Source organism: Maribacter sp. (genome assembly GCF_039968975.1).
Classification (GTDB): domain Bacteria; phylum Bacteroidota; class Bacteroidia; order Flavobacteriales; family Flavobacteriaceae; genus Maribacter.
The window spans coordinates 1-21,467 of sequence record NZ_JBDVOT010000259.1 but is presented as its reverse complement, the minus strand read 5'-3'; the positions used below and the strand labels follow the sequence as shown (position 1 = coordinate 21,467).

Here is a 21,467-nt window from a genome sequence, read left to right as displayed (position 1 = left end):
TCTGAGATAGTAGGAGTTTGCTGAGCCAATGAGTTATTGGTGTATGCAACAAGAACGAATGCTATTAAAGCGATATTTTTATATAAATTCTGCATGCTATTATCGCTTTAATACAAGATAACCTTGTGTTTTTCTTAAAATAGTTTCTCCTTCAATTTGAATGTTGAAGAAGTAGGTTCCTGTTGGTAGTTGGTCAGCACCTAATTTGGTCTGTACATTTGCAATACCTGAAAATACGTTAGATACATTATCGTAGTTTTCAATTTGAAAGACCATTGCTCCCCATCGGTTATAAATACTCACCACATTTTCAGGGTAGTAATCTATGTTTTCAATATGCCAATATTCATTAATTCCGTCGCCATCTGGTGAGAATCCGTATTTGGTTTCGTCTTCAGGTATCATTGTTGTAAAAGATTGTATTTCACAACCAATAGCATCGTCTGCACTATTGTAAGGTGTAATAGAGATAAATATTTCAGTATCAAAAGGAAATTCTTCTCCATGTGTATAGCTAGTAGTATTACCCATATCTGTGGTATCTAAAATGTCATTTGCTTCTGCTGATGTACCTATAGATATTCTGTACCCATCTGTTTTTTCTACATCTTCCCAAGTAATTGTACTTTCTAAGGTAACATCTGTTTCACCATTGGCGGGACTAAGCAATACTGCGCAATCAGGAGCGATAATTTCAGTGGTGAAACTTTCAGAAATACAACCTTCTGCTATACCGGAAGAGTTGTAAGGGGTTATATGTACATATATAAGAGTTTCAGAAGGTAAATCTTCACTTAAAGTATAACTGGTCAAAGATGCAACATCTTCATTGTTGACAATGTCAGTACCGTCTTCCGTGGTGCCTATTGAAATGTAATAACCATCAGCTTCGTTTGCAGCGTTCCATTCAATATCGGTAGAAACAGAAATATCATTCCCGTTTTGCAATGATGAGATAAGAGTTGTACAAGAGGGTAACGGTCTTATGGTAAAACTCTCAGAAGTACAACCATCGGCATCACCAACTTCGTTGAAAGGGATGATTGTAATCGTTACAATTTCACCTTCATTAAATTCATTGGGGAAAGTGTAAGTGGTGTCTAAAATTTCTAAATCGGTTACATTATTGTTTGTACTATTGTCTGCAGATATAGTCAATCTATAACCATCTGCATCAGCTACGGTATTCCATGTAATCTCCCTTACTTCTGCACGTACATCATTGTTAACAGGTGAAATTAATGTCGTACAATTAGGTATTGATTTAATAGTAAAAGTTTCGCTAGAGCAATCTATAGCCTCACCTCCATTGTTATAAGGCGTTATGTTCACCGTTACCGTTTCTCCTTGTTCAAAATCGCTGTTAAAATCATAAGTGTTGCCAGTAGTGATATCCAATCCAGATACGTTGTTTGCTGTACTGTTACTTCCTGTAACAGAAAGTAAGTATCCAACAGCTTCAGGTACTGCCATCCATTCTAAGTTAGCATTTACAGCTACATCATCATCGCCATTTGCAGGTGAAATTAAGCTCGAACAATTGGGTATAGCTTCAATAGTAAACGTTTCTGTTGTACACCCAATAGCATTACCGGATTCATTATATGGAGTTATAATTACTGAAACCGTTTCACCTGGTGTAAAATCGGAGTCAAAATCTAAAGTAACTTCCGTTGTCTTTCGGTCAGTGAAATTATTGACAGTACTGTTGCTTGCATTTACGGTTACAAAATACCCAATTGCATCAGTTACGGCATTCCAAGAAATTGAAGTGCCTATATCAACTGCTGTAGCGTCATTTAATGGCACGTTCAAACTAGTACAAGAAGGTACCGGTTTAATGGTAAATGATTCTGAAGTACAATCTATAGCTTCACCTGAGTTGTTAAAAGGTTTAATGGTAACCATTACAGTTTCGCCTTGTATGAAATCATTGGTGAAATCATAAGAATTCGCGATGACATCTACTTCGTTTAAGTTGTTGTCAGTGCTTTCACTTGCTATGACAGTTAACTTGTAGCCAGTTGCATCGGTTACGGCATTCCAACTAAGATCTGTATCAATATCAACATTAACAGCATTATTTAATGGTGATATTAAACTTGTGCATGATGGTAATGGTGGTGGTATTATGGTAAAACTTTCAGAAGTACAGCCAATTGCTTCTCCATTATCATTGTATGGTTTAATAGTAACCGTAACTGTTTCGCCTTGTATGAAATCATTTGGAAAATCGAACGTTGTATCCGATGTAATTTCAAAATCGGTCATGTTATTGGTAGTACTATTACTAGCTATCACTGTCACCTTATAACCATCGGCATCAGCAACGGCATTCCATTCAATTGAAGTGTCGACTGCAATATTGATATCATTATTTGCGGGACTTACTAGCGTTGTACACTCTGGCGGACCTGCGGTTTCAAATGTATATTCTGTACAACCTGATGAAGGACCATTTATGTTATAAGCAATTATAGATACATATATAGTTTCGTTTTCTGGTAGATCGCTTGCGAAATCATATGTTGTTACATCGCCAAGGTCATCTGTAAATATATCTGAACCACCAGATGTAGTACCTACAGTAATTCTATAACCATCTGCTGAACCTGATCCATTCCAGCTTAAGTTAGTGTCTAAGGCAACTTGAGTGGCACCATTAACTGGTGAGCTTAAAATAGGGCATGATGGCGGACTGGTAGAATCACCAGTGGTAAAACTTTCTTCAATACAGCCTGTTGCATCACCCTCGTCATTGTAAGGAATAATAGTTACGTAATGAAGTCTACCTTCTTGTAAATCTCCTGGAATATCATAAGTGGTAGATCCAACTACATCTGCATTATTTACTACTTCAATACCACCAGATGTAGTACCTACAACCACCAAATAACCAGTAGCGTTAGAAACCGCTGCCCAACTTAATTGCGTGTCAATAGCTACATCCGTTGCTCCATTTAACGGACTTGTTAAGTTGGTACACACAGGCGGTACAGGAATTATTTCGGTATGGAAACTTTCCTCCGTACAACTTGCTGCATCTCCTTCATCATTGTAAGGGACTATAGTAACAAATATGTCACTGTCTTCTGGTAAGTCTGCAGTTAAGTCAAAAGTGTTAACGTTGCCTACATCTTCTGTATCAAGTATATCATTGGCACCACTAGAAGTACCAACAGTTAATTTAAATCCATCGGCATTAGAAATAGGGTTCCAGCTTAAGTCCGTTGTAACTTCTACATCTGTTGCACCATGTAAAGGTGCTGTTAAGGTTGTACAATCTGGTATTGTTGCTGCAGTATTTGATATGGTAAAACTTTCTTCCGTACATGGTCCTACGGCATCGCCTTCATCATTAAAAGGAATTATAGTTACATAAATAGTATCTCCAGTATTAAAATCAGAAGTAAATTCATAGGAAGTTTCATTTGTGATAGTTGAGTTATCTACAACATCATTTCCTCCTGCAATAGTAGCAACGGTTAAACGATATCCTTGCGCAAAAAGAGCAGCATCCCAAGTAATGTTGGTGTTTACAGGAACATCAGTATCTCCATTTAAAGGAGAAGCCAATTGGATACATTCAGGAATAGGACAATCACGAACATCCTGGTCAAATGTCCAGCCATAAGTATCTATCATGGCTTGTCTTTCTTCTTGGGCATCGCAATACGGTATATCTTGAGCACCAAGAGTAATACCAGAAGTTAAGTTTTGTTCAGACCATGCAATTAAAGTATTGTCGTAGTTTTCTCTAATTAGAGCTGTATTGTCCAACATATCTTGCATATTGGTAACACCGCTTACATCCCAATCTCCTAGATACTGATCTAGGGCAGTTGCATTATAAAAAGCAGAACGCATACTTACGTTTCCTAAATTCCATAAGTCCATTGGTTGATTATATGCTGATGCTTCCCTAAACATATAATCCATATTGCTTACGCCAGATACTCGCCAGTTGTTTATGCTTTGATTAAAGGAAGTAGCATTGCTAAACATTTCTTCCATAGTAGTTACTCCTCGTACGTTCCATGCACTAATATCTTCATTAAAAGCGGTTGCTTCTTTAAACATATCTTCCATGGTGGTAACTGATGCTACGTTCCAAGAGTTCATTGTTTGGTTATATGCAATTGCATCATTAAACATGGCTTCCATTGTGGTTACAAAGGAAACATCCCAAGGGTCAATGTTTTGGTTAAAAGCAGAAGCTCCCATAAACATTTCTTGCATGGTTAATGCTTCTCCGGTATTCCAATTAGATAGTGGTTCATTGAATGCTAGAGTATTTTTAAACATTGCCTCGAAATCTGTTACCACAGAAGTATTCCAGTTATTTAAAGGTCGATTAAAAACGGCTGCATCTTCAAACATAGACTCCATTAAAGTAACTGAGCTAACATTCCAAGTATTTATAGGTTGATTAAAAAGGACTGCATCTTCAAACATAGAAGTCATATTTGCGACTGCACTAACATCCCAGTTATCTAGGGGCTGGTTAAATACTGATGTTCCACGAAACATACTCGACATGTTTACCACAGAATTTACATCCCAATTGTTTAGTGGTTGATCAAAACTTGAAGCATAATTAAACATAGAACTCATATTTGTTACGTTGGTAACATTCCAAGAATCTAAATTTTGATTAAAATTATCTGCTCCGTTAAACATAGAATTCATATCTGTTACAGATGATACATTCCAATTATTTAATGGTTCATTAAAGGCATCTGTATTGTTAAACATTAAAGCCATATTGGTTACGTTAGTAACATTCCAACCATTAATATTTTGATTAAAGTCTATTGCTCTCCTAAACATCATTGTCATGTTGGTTACGCTACCAACGTTCCAATTGTCTAAAGGTTGATTAAATGGAATGTCGTAAACAAAACCATCGAACATTTTAGACATATCGGTTACATTACTTACATCCCAACTGTCTAGTGGTTGATTAAAAAGTAATGCTCTTTCGAACATACTAGACATGTTTATTACTGAACTTACATCCCAATTGTTAATGTTTCGATTGAATAATTCGGTCTGTTCAAAAGTTCTGGACATATCGGTTACTTTACTGGTATTCCAATTGTCAAGTGGTTGGTCAAAGGCATCTGCACCAAGAAACATTGTAGATATAGTTGTCACATTACTTACATCCCAATTATTTAATGGTTGGTTAAAAGCTTGAGCCGCTAAGAAAACACCTCTCATGTTAGTAACATTACTTACATCCCAATCATTAATGTTGCCATTAAACAAAAAACAAGAGCCAAACATATTTTGCATGCTTTCAACTTGTGTAAGATTAGGAATATCTGTTGCGTTGTATTCCATATTTTGGCAGTAATAAAATGTACTTTGCATAGAACCCCAAACTTGGTCTCCCCATTGGTCCATAGAAATAAGTTTTAGATTATCTCTATTGCTAGAACTATGATAAAATGCTGGGAAATCTCCAATGATTGCTATTGTATAAATACCAGGGTTTAAATAAGTATGTGTTATATCGTTTGTAACATTATTATCATATTGTCCATCTCCCCAGTCTATATTAAAATCGTAAGCCAAATAATCTGGATATCCATCGTTTAAATCAATTCTATATTGATTGGCAGCGGAAGAGTTAGTATCTAAATTTCTAGTATCAATAGTGATTTTAAAAACGTCGGTTCTGTTTACCCAACTCTCAACTACAGTAAAACTAATTTCTTGACAACCTACGGCATCTCCTTCACCATTATAAGGTACTACGGTAACATATACAGTATCATTAGCCATAAATTCATTGGTAAAATCTAAGCCAACAGTATTACCTACATCATAATTGTCAGCAGTGTTTCCTCCAATATTAGCATAGCTGCGAACCCCTCCACGTTCAATTTCTAAGGTTACTTTGTAACCTGTGGCATTTGGAGCAGGATCCCAACGAATATCGCTATTAGCAGGCGTATCCGTATCACTTGCATGGGGCATTGTAATGTCAGTACACAATACATAAGAACAGTTCACCGCATCTCCAGCAATAGTCCAACCATCATCATCTATTAAATTTTGTCTTTGGCTTAAGGCATCGCAATATTGTAGGCTTGTTGCCCCTAAGTTTATCCCTGTATTTACAGTTTGACTAGCCCAACCAATTAATGTATTGTCATAATTTTCCTGCGATAATCCACTGTTTGACAACATATTTGTCATATTAGCAACAGAAGAAATATCCCAAACACCCAAATTTTGGTTGAAAGTGGTGGCAGAAGTAAACATGCCAGACATATTGGTGATACTAGATGTATTCCAGCCCGTTAAATCTTGATTAAAAGAACTTGCACGGTTAAACATATTTTGGAAACTAGTAACATTGCTGAGGTTCCATAAATTTAATGGTTGATTGAAATTTGAAGCCCTATCAAACATTGATGAAACATTATCTACATTATTTATATTCCAATTGTTTAGAGGTTGATTGAATACTTGTGCCTGTTGGAACATTGTAGACATGTTTGTAACGTTACTAACGTTCCAACCACTTAGGTCTTGATTAAAAACATCTGTTTGTGAAAACATACCTGCCATGTTAGTTACATTGCTAACGTTCCAACCACTTATATCTTGATTAAAACCAGAGTTGTCTCTAAACATGTAACTCATGTCCGTTACGTTACTAACATTCCAATTGTCCAATGGGTGGTTGTAAACTTGATCCCAAAACCAACCATCAAACATGCTAGACATATTGGTGGCATTAGTAACATTCCAAGTATTTAAAGGTTGGTTAAATGTTCTATGCCTTTGAAACATTAATGAGAAATCAATAACAGAAGAAACGTTCCAATTCTCTAAAGGATGATTGTAAACGCCATGTCTAAACATTGCAGACATATTAGTTACATTAGCTACATTCCAATTACCAATAGGTTGATTAAATGCAGAACCATCAAACATGGACGACATATCTGTTACGTTGCTTACATTCCAATTGTTTAATGGAAAATTGAACCTATTGGTATAGCTAAACATTGCAGACATAGTTGTTACCTGAGTAACATTCCAATTGTTTATGTTTTGGTTGAAATTTCCAGCACTACTAAACATTGCAGACATGTTAGTTACTTCGCCTGTATTCCAATTATCTAATGGTTCATTATATTGATTTGCACTTGAAAAGGCTTGAGACATATCTGTAACGCGACTTGTATCCCATAAATCTAAAGGTCTATTAAAGGTGTTGCAATTTGCAAAAGTTCCAGAAAGATTAGTAATTGTACTTATATTCCAATCATTCACAATTCCATTAAACGATGTTCCTCCGCGGAACATATTTTTTAGCGTAGTAACCCGGCTTAAATCTGGCGAATCAATTAAATCAAAATTCAAGTTTTCACAACCATAAAAAGCGTTTTCCATGGTTTGCCATTCAATGTCTCCCCATGCCAGTATTTCTATAATCTTTAGTTTGTCATTTACTTCTTCATCGTTAAAATAAATAGAAGGAAAAGTACCGCTTATTTGAACGGTATATGTGCCTGGTGTAGCATAGTCATGGGTAATATTACCCGTCACGCCAGTATCCGTTGCTCCATCTCCCCAATCTACGTCATAATTATAGGTTGTATAAGATGGGTTGGTAGGTATGGTAATTTGTGCGGAAGTAGAGGAGCCAGATTCTGTATTGTTGGTATTCCAAACAGAATTAAATGATTGAGAAAAAAGATTAACACTTAAAAATAAAAGAAAGAGGGTAATACTTTTTTTAAAAGTTGGCATGCTAGGTGGTTTGATCGAAGGTTTAACCCAAATATGCCTATGAAAATTAAGTGCTAAAATTATTTGTTGTGAATTGACGTTTTATCGGTGTAAAGCCCTCTTTTTCTGATAAAATGCATGAATATCAATTTTTTATAAATAATGACTCACCCGTAAGAGATAGTATTTATTTTTTTAGAACAACAGTTGCAGTTTTGTCTGTGTTAATTTTAAAGTAAGCAAAGAAAGATTTTGAATGTCTACCAAAAAAGAAACAGATTACATTAAATTTAAACTAACCCATCTCCCTAAATTATTGGTGAAAACTTTTAATTCTTGGATGGCAAAAGAGCCTTTTCAGATTAGTGCGGTAATTGCTTATTATGCAATTCTTTCTCTCCCAGGTTTGTTGATTATGATTCTTGAACTAGTAGGTAGTATTTGGGGGAAAGATATAGTAGAAGGTGAGTTGTTTTCTGAAATTTCATCGGCTATGGGTTCAGATACTGCGGAATCTATTAGAGAAATGATAATGTATAGAGGTAATGATAATACCTCTATAATAGCTACAGTTTTAGGTGTTGGGGTTTTAATATATGGTGCAACGGGTGTTTTTTATCAGTTGCAAAATGCTTTAAACGATATATGGAAAGCCGAACCTAAATACAATAATGAGATATTATCCACCCTTTTTATGCGATTAAAAGGCTTCGGTTTTATTCTAATTTTTGGATTTCTGTTACTTATAAGTTTTGTGGTAACCTCTTTTTTATCCGCATTTTCAAAACAACTTTCAAAACTATTACCAGACGGTGTTTTGGAAATTGGTTTTGGATTAGATCTATTGATATCACTAGGGTTTATTTACTTGTTATTTGGGGCTATGTTTAAATATTTACCTAGTACCTATGTACGGTGGAAAGCCGTAAAAGTGGGAGCTGCACTTACCGCACTTCTATTTTTAATAGGTAAATATGCATTGGCTTTCTATTTTGGAAAAGCTGAACCCGGCTCTACCTATGGCGCAGCCGGGAGTATTATTTTGGTGATGCTTTGGGTGTCTTATTCTAGTTTAATAGTCACCTTTGGAGCTCAATTCACCAAGATTTATTCTGATAAGTATGTAAAAGCTAATTAATTTTTTTCATCTTATCATGAATTTCTTTCAGGCATAAATTACCTAGACTACCTTTATGAGTATGGGTTATATCTCTTTTAGGTGTAAAAGTACCTTCATTAATTTCCATACCCATTTTCTTATAGGCATCTCTAAAAGGCATTCCATTTTGCACCAATTCATTTAAAGTATCTACACTAAATAGGTAGTCATATTTCGGGTCGTCTAGAATACTATCGTTTACCCTAATTTCCTTTAAGCTAAAAGTCAAAATTTCTAAACAAGCTTTCATATCTTGTATAGCAGGTACAATAATTTCTTTCACCAATTGCAAATCTCTATGGTATCCACTTGGTAAATTATTAATTACCAAGGTTAATTGATTTGGAATGGATTGCAGCTTGTTGCACTTACCACGAACAAGTTCAAAAACATCTGGGTTTTTCTTGTGTGGCATAATGCTAGAACCTGTTGTTAACTCATCTGGGAATGAGATAAAATCAAAATTCTGACTCATGTACAAACAGATGTCCATTGCCATTTTAGATAAGGTAGCCGCAATATTAGCTATGCCAAAAGCGGTTGCCTTTTCAGCCTTTCCTCTACTCATTTGTGCTGCAACTACATTGTATTTCATAGTTTCAAAACCCATTTCCTCGGTAGTGAAACTACGGTCAATATCAAATGAACTACCATAGCCTGCAGCACTGCCTAACGGATTTTGATCTGCAACTTTATAGGCTGCTTCAATAAAATAAAGGTCATCTATTAAACTCTCTGCATAGGCAGAAAACCAGAGTCCGAATGAGGAAGGCATGGCAATTTGTAAATGCGTATACCCCGGTAACATAACATCTTTATGATCTTGTGCTTTAACCAATAATAAATTGAAAAGCGATTTTGTCATTGACTTTATCTCTGTCAATTCATCCTTGAGATATAAGTGCATTGCCACAAGAACTTGATCGTTTCTAGAACGCGCTGTGTGTATTTTTTTTCCGGTATCACCTAAGCTTAGGGTTAGCAAATATTCAATTTTAGAATGCATGTCTTCAAAAGAATTTTCGATGGTAAAAGTTCCCTTCTCAATTCTTGCTGCAATATGGTCTAACTCATTTACAAGCTCAATAGTCTCTTTAGGAGAAATTAGTCCTATTTTACCAAGCATTTTAGCATGAGCTTTAGAAGCTATTACATCATACTTAGCTAAGTGCAGGTCTAATTCTCTATCATTTCCAACCGTAAAGTGGTCAATCTTTTTATCGGTGCTAAATCCTTTATCCCAGAGTTTCATTTTAAGTCAGTTTACAATTATCAATGAACAATAATCAATTGTACATTGTTAAATGATTATTGTTTATTGCAAGTAGCCTTTTAATATTTTAATATACAAATCTATACCTTCTTCTATTTCATGTACATAGATAAATTCGTTTGCAGAGTGGGAACGTGTACTGTCTCCTGGTCCTAATTTTAACGATTGACAACTTAATGCTGCTTGATCAGATAATGTTGGTGAGCCATATGTAGTTCTGCCTAATGCAATACCTGATTTCACTAACGGGTGGTCTTTATCTATTTTAGATGAATTTAAGCGCAAAGATCGTTCCTTTAATTCGCATGGAGCGTACTTCTTCAGTAAATCTGCAACTTCTTTATTACTATAAGCGTCATTTACACGAACATCTATTACTAAATCTACTTGGGCAGGTACTACATTATGCTGTTTGCCAGCATTAATTTGTGTAACGGTCATTTTCACATCACCCAATGCTTCAGAAGTTTTCTCAAATTTATAGTTCTTGAACCATTCTAATACTTTGATAGAATTGTAAATGGAATTATCATTATTAGGATGTGCCGCGTGTGAGGGAGTACCTTTTACTACAGCATCAAAAACGACCAATCCTTTTTCGGCAATAGCAAGTAACATAAGTGTAGGTTCGCCTACAATAGCAACATCTATATGCGGAAGTCTTGGTAATAAGCCTCGTAAACTATTTTCACCGGCATTTTCTTCTTCAGCTGATGCCACCATAAGAATGTTATGATTTAAATCTTCAGCATTATAATAGTGTACAAAGGTTGCTAGAAGTGATACTAACGGTCCGCCGGCATCATTACTGCCTAATCCGAATAACTTGCCATCTTCAATGTGGGGCAAAAAAGGGTCTTTTGTGTAAGCACTATTCGGTTTTACGGTATCGTGATGAGAATTTAGTAACAAAGTTGGTTTACTATCGTCCCAAAATTTGTTCTTCGCAATAATACTGTTGCCGTCCCTTTCGTTTGGTATACCATACTTTGCCAGCCAGGCTTGTATAGCATCGGCTGTTTTATCTTCTTGTTTAGAAAAAGATTCTATTGAAATAAGTTCTTTCAATAAAGATATGGCACTTTCTGTAAGTTCTGTTTGGTTCATCTTAAAGTTGTATTGTAGTGAACAGTTCTGTTTTTGTATCGAGCATGGTTACATCACCCAGGCATACTTTTGCTACGCTATTGTTTAATGCATGAAAGCAATTATGAAGCTTTGGTAGCATTCCGTCAGCAATTATTCCATCAGATAAAAGCTCTTTATACGTTTCTGTATTGATGTTTTTTACAACACTATTTTCATCATTAATATCTATTAAAACACCTTTCTTTTCAAAACAATAATACAGAGTGGTTTCGAAGGTTGCTGCCATACCTATCGCAATTTCAGATGCAATTGTATCAGCATTTGTATTCAATAATTGCCCAGCTCCATCATGTGATAAGGCACAGAATATAGGCGTTAACTCAGCGGATAAAAGCTTGGTCAACAAACTTGAATTTACACCATCAATATCACCAACAAAGCCGTAATCAATTTCTTTAACGGGGCGTTTATGGGCTTGTATGCTATCGCCATCTGCACCACTTAAACCAATTGCATTGGTGTTTTTGGCTTGTAGTTGCGCAACAATTTTCTTGTTTGCCAAACCGCCATAAACCATGGTAATGATATCCACAGTTTCAGCATCGGTAATACGTCTGCCATCTATCATTTTAGATTCAACACCTAGTTTTGTCGCTAATTGCGTTGCTAGTTTTCCACCGCCGTGAACTAATATTTTAAGACCTTCAATTTTAGAAAAAGCAGTTAAAAATGTATCTAAAGCATTTTTATCTTCAATGACATTGCCGCCAATTTTTACAACACTTAATTTACTTTTCATAGTCGGCAAATTTAAACATGAGAACCATAGCAATAATTAAAATAATGTTGCTTACGGGACCCATATAGGTTTTCCAATGCGCAGTGCCGTGGTCAATATCTGCCATATTAACTATGAATAAGATTAGGGCAAATAAAGCGATGCCAATATAGATCCACTTATTAATTTTCATTGCTTTCTAATATTTTCTTTAATACTAATTGTGCTGCATAAGTTCTGTTGTTCGCTTGTTCAATAACTAAAGACTGTTCACTATCTAAAACTTCATCTGCAACCACTACATTTCTACGCACAGGAAGGCAATGCATAAATTTTGCTTTACCCAATTTTTTAAGGGTCATTTGCCAGTTTGTATCTTGAGATTTTATTTGTCCGTAGTCGGTATAGCTACTCCAATTTTTTACGTAGACAAAATCAGCATTTTCCAAAGCCTTTTCTTGGTCGTGTTCAATAGTGCAATCTTTGGTAATGTTTGGGTCTAGTTCATATCCTTTTGGATGCGTAATTACAAATTCGGCATTTTGTTTCTGCATCATTTGTACAAAAGAATTGGCAACTGCATGCGGTAAAGCCCTAGGGTGTGGTGCCCAAGATAAAACCACTTTTGGGTTGTTCTTAAAATTTTGTTCTTCTAGGGTAATGGCATCGGTCAATGCCTGTAGTGGATGCCCAACGGAACTTTCCATATTTACGATAGGTACAGATGCGTATGTTTTGAAACCAGTGAGAACTTCTTCGGCTTCATCTAATTCTTTGTCTTTCAATCCTGCAAAAGCACGAATGGCAATAATGTCGCAATATTGAGAGATAACCTGTGCAGCTTCCTTTATATGTTCAGAAGTACCTTGGTCCATGATGGTACCATCAGCATATTCTAGAGCCCAACCTTCACTGCCAAAATTCATGACAATGACTTCCATACCTAAGTTCATAGCCGCTTTTTGAGTGCTTAAACGTGTACGAAGCGAGTTGTTAAAAAATAGAAGTCCAATAGTTTTATCGCTACCAAGAGCTTTGTTTTTTTTAGGTTGTTTTTTGAGCGATATGGCTTCTTTTACCCAAGTGGATAAAGAGTCGATATCATTTATAGAAAGGTAATTCATGATGCTGTAATTTTTGTAAATGTGCTTTTATTGTTAATGGCGTTGGTAATAAAATTATCATGTAAGCCGTTGGTGATCCAAGTTTCAATACCTGCTTTTTGGGCAATGGTAGCTGCATCTATTTTAGATTGCATTCCGCCGGTACCGTGGGTAGATTTAGATGCGCCAATTTCTTTTAATAATTCACTTAGCTCAGATGCCGATTCAATTGTCTTTGGAGTAGTAGAGGCTAATGATGATTTGGTATAAATTCCGTTAGTATTAGTGGCTATAATTAAGATATCTGCAGATAAAAGCGATGCTGTTAAACTTGCCAACTTATCGTTGTCTCCAAACTTAATTTCATCGGTAGCTACGGTGTCGTTTTCATTGATTATAGGAATAAAGTTATTGGCAACAAGAACATTGATGGTGTTTTTAATATTGGCTCTGGTCTTCTCTTTTTCAAAATCTGAATAGGATAATAAACACTGAGACGTAAATAGGCCTAGTTCTCTGAAATTCTCTTGAAAAATACGCATTAGATGCGGCTGACCAATTGATGCCAATGCCTGTTTTACATTGATTTCTTCGCCATTATGTTCAATTTTTACGAATTGTTTGGCTGCAGCGATAGCCCCGGAACTCACAATGATAAATTCATATTGATCTTTTAGAGCAGCTATTTGTCTACCAATATCCTCAATTTTACCACGAGAAATATGGTCAGTGTCTTTCGTTAAGGTGTTGGAACCTAATTTCAATAAAATTCTCTTTTTCAACATGCTAATTCTAATTTTGTCAGGCTAATTTTTATGTTTGCCCAACTCCTTTTTTAGGTTATGGCTGCGCTTAACAGTACACTCTTATCATTTGTTTTACCAACAACTGATTACCTATCTAATTTGTCCATTCCCTTTTACATACCATTTGTTGGTAACTAAATGCTGTAAGCCTATAGGACCACGCTGGTGTAATTTATCTGTACTAATAGCAAGTTCACCACCAAGTCCAAATTGTCCTCCGTCAGTAAAGCGAGTTGATGCATTATGATACACAGCGGCAGTATCTACAGATTGCATAAAAATGTCCGCTTCGTCTTCGTTTGTAGTGATGATAGCTGCAGAATGACCGCCTCCATAGGTGTTTATGAGTTCTACCGCTTCTTCTACATTAGGTACTTGCCCTAATACTATCTTATAATCTAGAAATTCTTCATACCAAACAGATTCGTTCTCCATTTCAGAAGTATCGTCCATACCGGCTAGTTTGCTATCAGTTAAGATTTCTACCTTATATTTTTTCAATGTTTGAATCAAGTGACTTAAAAATTCAGCCTTACGGGGCAAATCTCTTGATATTAGTACTTTGTCCACCGCATTACAAGCTGAAATTTTAGTTGTCTTTGCATTCACGATAACATCTAATGCCAATTGTAAGTCTGCTTCTTTCGAAACATATACAAAGTTGTTTCCACGACCACTAACAATTACAGGGCACTTAGCGTGTTGCTTTACAAAAGCAATTAGTTTTTCGCCACCACGAGGTACTATTAAATCGAGTTTTTGGGTCGGATGTTCTAAAAATTCCTGTGTTTCTACTCTAGAATAGTTGAGGTAGGTTACCCAATCTGTAGCACAATCGCAAGATTCTAATGCTTTATGCCAAAGGTTGACCAAGACTAAGTTTGAATTAAGTGATTCTTTGCCACCTTTTAGTAAAATTTTGTTTCCAGATTTAAATGCGATTCCGGCTGCTTCAATAGTTACATCTGGTCTAGATTCGTAAATAATCATGATAGTACCAAAAGGAGCCGTTTTATTGCTGATCTCTAAACCATTGTCATGTGTAAATTGAAAACGTTCTACATGTAAAGGGTCGGGGAGAGCAGCTAATTTTTTTAAGGAAGATACCATTTCAGCAACCTTGTCCTTATTCACCTTTAAGCGATCGATCATGGCAATGTCGCCTGATTCAAAAGAATTTAAATCTTTCTCATTGGCGGACATTAAAATAGATTCTTCTTGTTGTACCAATTCTGCCATACGTTTTAGTACGGCATTTCTTTTTTCTAAACTGAGTGTTGTTTTCATGATAATACAGTCTTAAGAGCTGTGAAGAACATGTCTAAATCTTGTTTTGTAATATTTAAAGCCGGTAAAATTCTAAGTACCGTTTTATCTTTTGCTCCGCCAGTAAATAAGTGTTGTTCGTGAATTAATTTTTTACGCAAATCGGCAACTTGAAAATCAAACTCCAGCCCCAACATTAATCCTCTTCCTTTTACGCGTTTTACCTGCGGAATTTCTTTTGCCTTTTCATTAAAGTATACTCCCAGTTCTTGCGCGTTGGTTATCAAATTTTCATTTTCAATAACTTCAAGTACGGCTAAAGTGGCTACACATGCTAAATGGTTTCCACCAAAAGTGGTGCCCAACATGCCATATTTAGCTTTAATGCTTTCATGAATAAGTACGCCACCAACAGGGAAGCCGTTACCCATACCCTTTGCAATACTGATGATGTCTGGTTGAATGTTATGATGTTGAAATCCAAAAAACTTACCACTTCTACCAAATCCGCATTGTACTTCATCTGCAATTAATAAAGCATCGTTTTCTTTACACAGTGCCGCTACTTTCTGTAAAAAATCGGTAGTAGGTTCGTCTAGTCCACCAACGCCTTGTATAGCTTCAACGATTACCGCACAAACATTTTTTGAAATCTCTCTTTCAAATGCTTTTATGTCGTTCAGATCTATAAATACGACCTCATGCTGTTGGTTTAATTCGGCATTTATAGACGGATTGTCAGTCGCTGCTACTGCTGCAGAAGTACGTCCATGAAATCCGTTATTAAAGGCAATAACTTTAGATTTTTTGGTAACAAAAGATGCCATTTTCAGTGCGTTCTCATTTGCTTCGGCACCAGAATTACATAAAAATAGATTGTAATCTTCGCAACCAGAAACTACACCTAATTTTTCGGCAAGTTCTACTTGAAGCGGATTTTGTACCGCATTGCTATAAAATCCTATTTTGTCCAATTGATTTTTTAGACGCTCCACATAATGTGGGTGGGTATGACCAATGGAAATTACGGCATGCCCGCCGTAAAAGTCTAAATAATCTTGTCCTTTATCATCGGTAACAACAATTCCTTTTGCAGAAACGGGAGTAACATTATACAGTGGGTAAACGTCAAATAATTTCATAGTAAAAGTGATTCAATTCAATGACTTTAGGGCTTGGCCCTAGGTTTTTTATTTGGTTTTAAATTCGGTAATCTTGTCGTAAGAGGCAATAATACCTTGTATTAATGATGAGCTAAGCCCTTGGTGTTCCATTTCGTTTAATCCTGTTATGGTGCAACCCATTGGTGTGGTAACACGATCAATTTCTTCTTCTGGGTGGTTGCCAGAATCAATCAATAAACTTGCTGCTCCGTTACACGTGTGCATAGCCAATTCTTGCGCTTCTTTAGCATCAAAACCAAGCTGTATGGCGCCTTGGGTAGTAGCGCGTATTAAACGCATCCAAAAAGCAACACCACTGGCACAGATAACCGTTGCCGCTTGCATTTGACTTTCCGGAATTTCCATAGAATGCCCCATTCTATTAAAAATAGCCTTGGTGAGGTCTATTCGTTTTTTTCCTTTTTCATTACTGCAAATACACGTCATGGATTTACCTACTGAAATCGCAGTGTTGGGCATACTTCTAACAATGTAATTATCCTTACCTATAACAGCTTCTATTTTCGCTATGCCAAAACCGGTAATGGTAGATATTACCACATGATTTTCGTTCAATAGATCTTTAACACTTTCTAATATGGCGCTAAAATGTACAGGCTGTACCGCAAAAATTAGAATATCTGAGTTTTGCACCGCCAAACGGTTATCATTGGTTACGGTAACATTTTCAATTTTTTCAAAATCAGCGATAGACTTCGTGTCTCTTTTGGTAAGGTACATGCTGGTGGCACCATTACTTTTAAGAATTCCGTTTGCAATAGAAAGCCCTAAATTCCCAGCACCTATAATGGCTATTTTCATGTTTTATTTTTTACTTGTACTAAATACATAGCACTTTTTATTTTTATATCTAAAATACACCTGCCTTTAAGTTCAATCCTAGATTTTCTTCAAGACCAAATATTAAATTCATATTCTGTACCGCTTGTCCAGATGCCCCTTTTAGTAAATTGTCAATGGCAGAAGTGATGAGCAATACATCTTCATGTTTATGTAAATGTATGTGGCATTGATTGGTGTTAACCACTTGCTTTAGGTTAATAGGTTCATCAGCTATTTGTGTAAATACGGCATTTTTATAAAAATCTTGATAGATTTTCTTGGCTTCGGCTAAGCTACCATCAAATTTAGTATATGAGGTTGCTAGGATTCCGCGCGTAAAATTTCCTCTGTTTGGCATAAAAAATAGATTGCCTGTATCTTCTTGAAAAGAATGAAGGCTCTCGTTAATTTCTCCCAAATGCTGATGCGTAAATGGTTTGTACCAGCTTACATTATTATTTCTCCATGAAAAGTGAGAAGTTGCAGACGGACTAACACCGGCACCTGTACTGCCGGTTACGGCATTAATATGAACTTCATTTTCTAAGAGATTCTCTTTTGCCAATGGTAACAATGCTAATTGAATTGCCGTGGCAAAACAACCAGGATTTGCTATATATTTTGCGCTTTCAATATCAGATTTAAATAATTCTGGCAAGCCATAAACAAATTGTTTTCCGTCAAAATTAGCATCGGCGTGTAATCTAAAGTCATTGCTTAAATCAATGATTACAGTATCTGAAGAAAAATTATGTTCCTTTAAAAAGGTGGTAGAGTTCCCGTGCCCTAAACAGAGAAAAACAACATTTACGTTAAGGTTGACATCTCCTGTAAATTTCAGGTCAGTAGTCCCTAATAAATCCGGATGTGCCGTGGTTACTTTTTTACCGGCTCTAGTAGTACTGAATACAAAATCTATTTCTGTTGCCGGATGATTTAATAGAATACGAACAAGCTCCCCACCCGTATAACCAGAACCGCCAATAATACCTGCTTTAATCATAATTTTATTTTGTGTAAAGAGTATCAAATAAAAAGTATTAAGTACGAAGTACTTGAACAACACTTTTAATTTTTTATTTAATACTTTGTACTCATTACTTAATACTATTTTTCCTAACTCCTAATAACTATTTATCCCCATTAACATGGTTGTATATTTTTCCGGAATTCGATAGAATTTTAATAAATCCTTTAGCATCATCTGCGGTCCAGCCTTTATTTACTTCACCATATTTACCAAAAGCATCGGTCATTAAATCGTGTTCGGAAGAAATACCGTGTAATCTAAACTGAAAAGGGTACAAGCCTACAAAAACATCACCAGAAACCGTTTTTTGAGTATCGGTCAAAAATGTTTCAATATTTCTCATTACGGCATCTAGGTAATTACCTTCGTGCAGCAACATTCCGTAGAAATTACCTTGTTGTTCTTTTTGATATTGTTGCCATTTAGTAAGCGTATGCTTTTCTAACAAGTGGTGTGCTTTTATGATGATTAATGACGCAGGGGCCTCAAAACCAACTCTACCTTTGGTACCTATAATAGTATCGCCAACGTGGATATCTCTACCAATAGCATATTTAGAAGCCAATGCTTCTAGTTTTTCAATATTTGCAACTGGGTTATCTTCTTCACCATCAATAGCTACTAACTCTCCTTTTTTGAAAGTAAGCTTTACATCTGTAGGGTTCTTCTCTTGTAATTGGCTTGGGTAAGCAGTATCGGGTAACGCTTTTTCAGAAGTTAAGGTTTCTTCACCACCTACTGATGTTCCCCAAAGTCCTCTATTGATAGAGTATTTTGCTTTTTCCCATGGGTAATCAACACCGTTATCTTTCAAATAAGCAATTTCTTCCTCTCTAGCTAATTTGTTATCTCTAATAGGAGTGATGATTTCAATTTCTGGAGCAATGATTTGAAAAATCATATCGAAACGAACTTGATCGTTACCTGCGCCTGTACTACCATGTGCAATATAACCGGCACCTACTTTTTTAGCATAATTTACAATTTCAATTGCCTGAACAATACGTTCTGCACTAACAGAAAGAGGGTAGGTGTTGTTTTTTAATACATTACCGAAAATAAGGTACTTCACCACTTTGTCATAAAAGGTCTGTACGGCATCAATTGAGGTGTAAGAAGTTGCACCTAGTTCAATTGCTTTTTTCTCGATTTCCTTTATTTCATCAGATGAAAATCCGCCTGTGTTAACACTAACGGCATGAACTTCAAATCCTTTGTCTTTTGATAAATGTTTGGCGCAATAAGATGTATCTAATCCGCCGCTGTATGCTAGTACTAATTTTTTCATTGTAATATGTTCATTTCCGGTAAAACCGGGTAATTATTATTTTGGTTTGATAGTTAGTGGAATAGAGAAAAATACTACCATGAATATTGCTGTTTTTGGTTCAAGTTATTCTGGTAATATGATTTCTATATTCTTATTTCTTTTTCAAAAACAAACTCTCTTTTATACTTTTTAACCTAGTAAATGCCTTGCCGTTCATTTCTTTGGATTCTTCAACTTTCTTCTTAGGGGTGCCATCATAAAGCATACCTGTGCATAAGCACATTTTTTGCTCTGTTCTTGTAAGAATATCGAAATTTTTGCAAGTTTGGCAACCTTTCCAGAATTCAGGGTCATCTGTAAGTTCAGAGAATGTTACAGGTTTGTAGCCAAGGTCATTATTTATTTTCATGACAGCCAAACCGGTAGTTATTCCAAATATTTTTGCATCTGGAAATTTCTCTCTACTTAAATCAAAAATCTTGGCTTTAATTCGCTTCGCCAGTCCCTGACCTCTGTAGTCTGGGTGTACTATGAGTCCAGAATTGGCTACAAATTTTTCATGTCCCCAAACTTCAATATAGCAGAAGCCTGCAAATTTATCTCCGTCCAAAGCTAGAATAGCATTGCCGTTAGCTAGTTTTTTCTGTATGTATTCTGGAGTACGTTTTGCAATTCCGGTACCACGAACCTTAGCAGAATCAGCGATAGTATCGCAAATGTCATGGGCGTATTTAAAATGTGACTCGTTAGCAACAATTAAGTTCATTGCCAGTTAAATTTAAAAGTGTAAAAAAAAAATGTTTTGATGTTCTGTGCGGAAATGGACTCACCTAATTCCATAAATATATATAACCCTTACGGGCGGCGGCGGCGAGCTATGAACGGACGCGTAAGAGCAAGAATGCTCTTATTGCTAAATAATATGTAGTTGTTTTCGTTCATTACAGGGTAAATGTACAAATAATATTTATTTGACATCACTCAAGACAAAATTTTTACAAAAACTTCACTTTTTGTTATTATGTGATACAATTTCATAAAACAAATAGCCATACACTGAAATATATTCAATGCTCAAGAGCCAAAGATTCTCTTTGAAATCAGCCTGAGAATAAGCAAAGTAGCTTAATACAATAGCTGCAGACCAAATAATTGCATATCTGTAGGTGGTAAAAATAGAAAGTAACACCAAGAATATTGGATACCACGGGTGTACCGTTGTAGATATGAAGTAATATATAGTCAACACCCACATCATAGACCAAAGCACTCTGTTCAGGTCATATTTTTTAGGTAAAAATGTAAAGAGACCTACTGTTGCAATAGTAAGTATAGGCGTAATTTTTCCGTATTCTTTAATAAACTCCCACGGCTTGGCATCAAAATTCAGCGCTATTTTTTTAGCGATGTTGTAGATACTAGAATTAAACTCAAAATTCGAGAACCAAAGTTTTATGGTTTTTGAATAATTGTCAATGAATTCGGGTGTGTTAAAAGGTAGAAAAAGCAGAACGGATGCTATACCCACAAAGGCATAAAAAACTACACTTTTTTTCCAGCCAAAATATTTGAAGAACAATGGTAGAAATAGTAGTGGTACTAGTTTTATTGATATGGAACATGCAAGAGCAATTGCCGCAATTTTCCATTTGTCTATAGATAATAAAAACATGGCTAAAATGAAGAAAAATAGCATGACACCTTCAAAATGGAGGTTACCTGTGAGTTCTACAATTACCAAGGGGTTTAAGAAATACCAAAATATTAAATGCGGCGACCTGTTTAGGTTTTTCAGCAATTTTCTACCAAAATAGAATATACCGATATCTGCAAGAATTATGATGGCACGCATGGCAAATAAAGATCCAAAAATACTCTTACCACCCAGTAACGCCGCCAAAGCAAAAATCAGCTGGTTCAACGGTGGGTAGTTAC

At 35.8% G+C, this 21,467-nt stretch carries 15 protein-coding genes; 1 reads left to right on the top strand and 14 read right to left on the bottom strand.

Annotated elements, in window-relative coordinates:
* Window positions 1–99 precede the first annotated feature (99 nt).
* Window positions 100–7,773, bottom strand: a complete 7,674-nt coding sequence (locus ABJI11_RS17820) for a BspA family leucine-rich repeat surface protein (protein ID WP_348355375.1) — start codon at window positions 7,771–7,773, stop codon at window positions 100–102.
* Window positions 7,774–8,008: 235 nt separating this feature from the next.
* On the opposite strand from ABJI11_RS17820, the gene ABJI11_RS17815 reads away from it, so the two are divergent.
* Window positions 8,009–8,890: a YihY/virulence factor BrkB family protein gene (locus ABJI11_RS17815; RefSeq protein WP_348355372.1), complete on the top strand. Its 882-nt coding sequence runs from the start codon at window positions 8,009–8,011 to the stop codon at window positions 8,888–8,890.
* Here ABJI11_RS17815 and argH read toward each other — a convergent pair.
* From argH to ABJI11_RS17750, 13 genes are all read right to left on the bottom strand, one after another.
* Window positions 8,883–10,163 carry an argininosuccinate lyase gene (argH, locus tag ABJI11_RS17810; RefSeq protein ID WP_348355370.1) on the bottom strand — a complete coding sequence of 427 codons (1,281 nt, stop codon included), beginning with the start codon at window positions 10,161–10,163 and terminating at the stop codon, window positions 8,883–8,885. The genes ABJI11_RS17815 and argH overlap by 8 nt on opposite strands.
* A 63-nt stretch (window positions 10,164–10,226) precedes the next feature.
* Window positions 10,227–11,291, bottom strand: a complete 1,065-nt coding sequence (locus tag ABJI11_RS17805; protein WP_348355367.1) for a M20 family metallo-hydrolase — start codon at window positions 11,289–11,291, stop codon at window positions 10,227–10,229.
* A gap of 1 nt (window position 11,292) precedes the next feature.
* Window positions 11,293–12,072 (bottom strand): acetylglutamate kinase, encoded by a 780-nt coding sequence (gene argB / locus ABJI11_RS17800; RefSeq protein WP_348355364.1) that lies wholly within the window; start codon window positions 12,070–12,072, stop codon window positions 11,293–11,295.
* Window positions 12,062–12,244, bottom strand: coding sequence for a hypothetical protein (locus tag ABJI11_RS17795; protein WP_348355361.1), 183 nt, complete (start codon window positions 12,242–12,244; stop codon window positions 12,062–12,064). The genes argB and ABJI11_RS17795 overlap by 11 nt, the downstream gene beginning before the upstream one ends.
* Window positions 12,234–13,175 (bottom strand): acetylornithine carbamoyltransferase, encoded by a 942-nt coding sequence (locus ABJI11_RS17790; protein ID WP_348355358.1) that lies wholly within the window; start codon window positions 13,173–13,175, stop codon window positions 12,234–12,236. The genes ABJI11_RS17795 and ABJI11_RS17790 overlap by 11 nt, the downstream gene beginning before the upstream one ends.
* Window positions 13,172–13,939 (bottom strand): glutamate 5-kinase, encoded by a 768-nt coding sequence (gene proB, locus ABJI11_RS17785; protein WP_348355355.1) that lies wholly within the window; start codon window positions 13,937–13,939, stop codon window positions 13,172–13,174. Before proB ends, ABJI11_RS17790 begins: the two co-directional genes overlap by 4 nt.
* 111 nt (window positions 13,940–14,050) lie before the next feature.
* A complete protein-coding gene (locus ABJI11_RS17780) occupies window positions 14,051–15,247 on the bottom strand; it encodes a glutamate-5-semialdehyde dehydrogenase (protein ID WP_348355353.1) in 1,197 nt (398 codons plus the stop codon).
* The gene (locus ABJI11_RS17775; protein WP_348355351.1) at window positions 15,244–16,368 is read right to left on the bottom strand and encodes an aminotransferase class III-fold pyridoxal phosphate-dependent enzyme; all 1,125 of its coding nucleotides are present in this window, start codon (window positions 16,366–16,368) and stop codon (window positions 15,244–15,246) included. Before ABJI11_RS17775 ends, ABJI11_RS17780 begins: the two co-directional genes overlap by 4 nt.
* Window positions 16,369–16,416: 48 nt before the next feature.
* Window positions 16,417–17,211, bottom strand: coding sequence for a pyrroline-5-carboxylate reductase (proC, locus tag ABJI11_RS17770; protein WP_348355349.1), 795 nt, complete (start codon window positions 17,209–17,211; stop codon window positions 16,417–16,419).
* A 49-nt stretch (window positions 17,212–17,260) separates the two neighbouring features.
* Entirely contained in the window at window positions 17,261–18,235 is a 975-nt protein-coding gene (gene argC / locus ABJI11_RS17765; protein WP_348355348.1) for an N-acetyl-gamma-glutamyl-phosphate reductase, read from the bottom strand.
* 127 nt (window positions 18,236–18,362) lie between these two features.
* A complete protein-coding gene (gene argG, locus ABJI11_RS17760) occupies window positions 18,363–19,550 on the bottom strand; it encodes an argininosuccinate synthase (protein ID WP_348355346.1) in 1,188 nt (395 codons plus the stop codon).
* A gap of 133 nt (window positions 19,551–19,683) precedes the next feature.
* The gene (locus ABJI11_RS17755) at window positions 19,684–20,298 is read right to left on the bottom strand and encodes a GNAT family N-acetyltransferase (RefSeq protein WP_348355343.1); all 615 of its coding nucleotides are present in this window, start codon (window positions 20,296–20,298) and stop codon (window positions 19,684–19,686) included.
* A 240-nt stretch (window positions 20,299–20,538) separates the two neighbouring features.
* On the bottom strand, window positions 20,539–21,467 hold a 929-nt coding region (locus ABJI11_RS17750), incomplete at its 5' end, for a glycosyltransferase 87 family protein (RefSeq protein ID WP_348355340.1).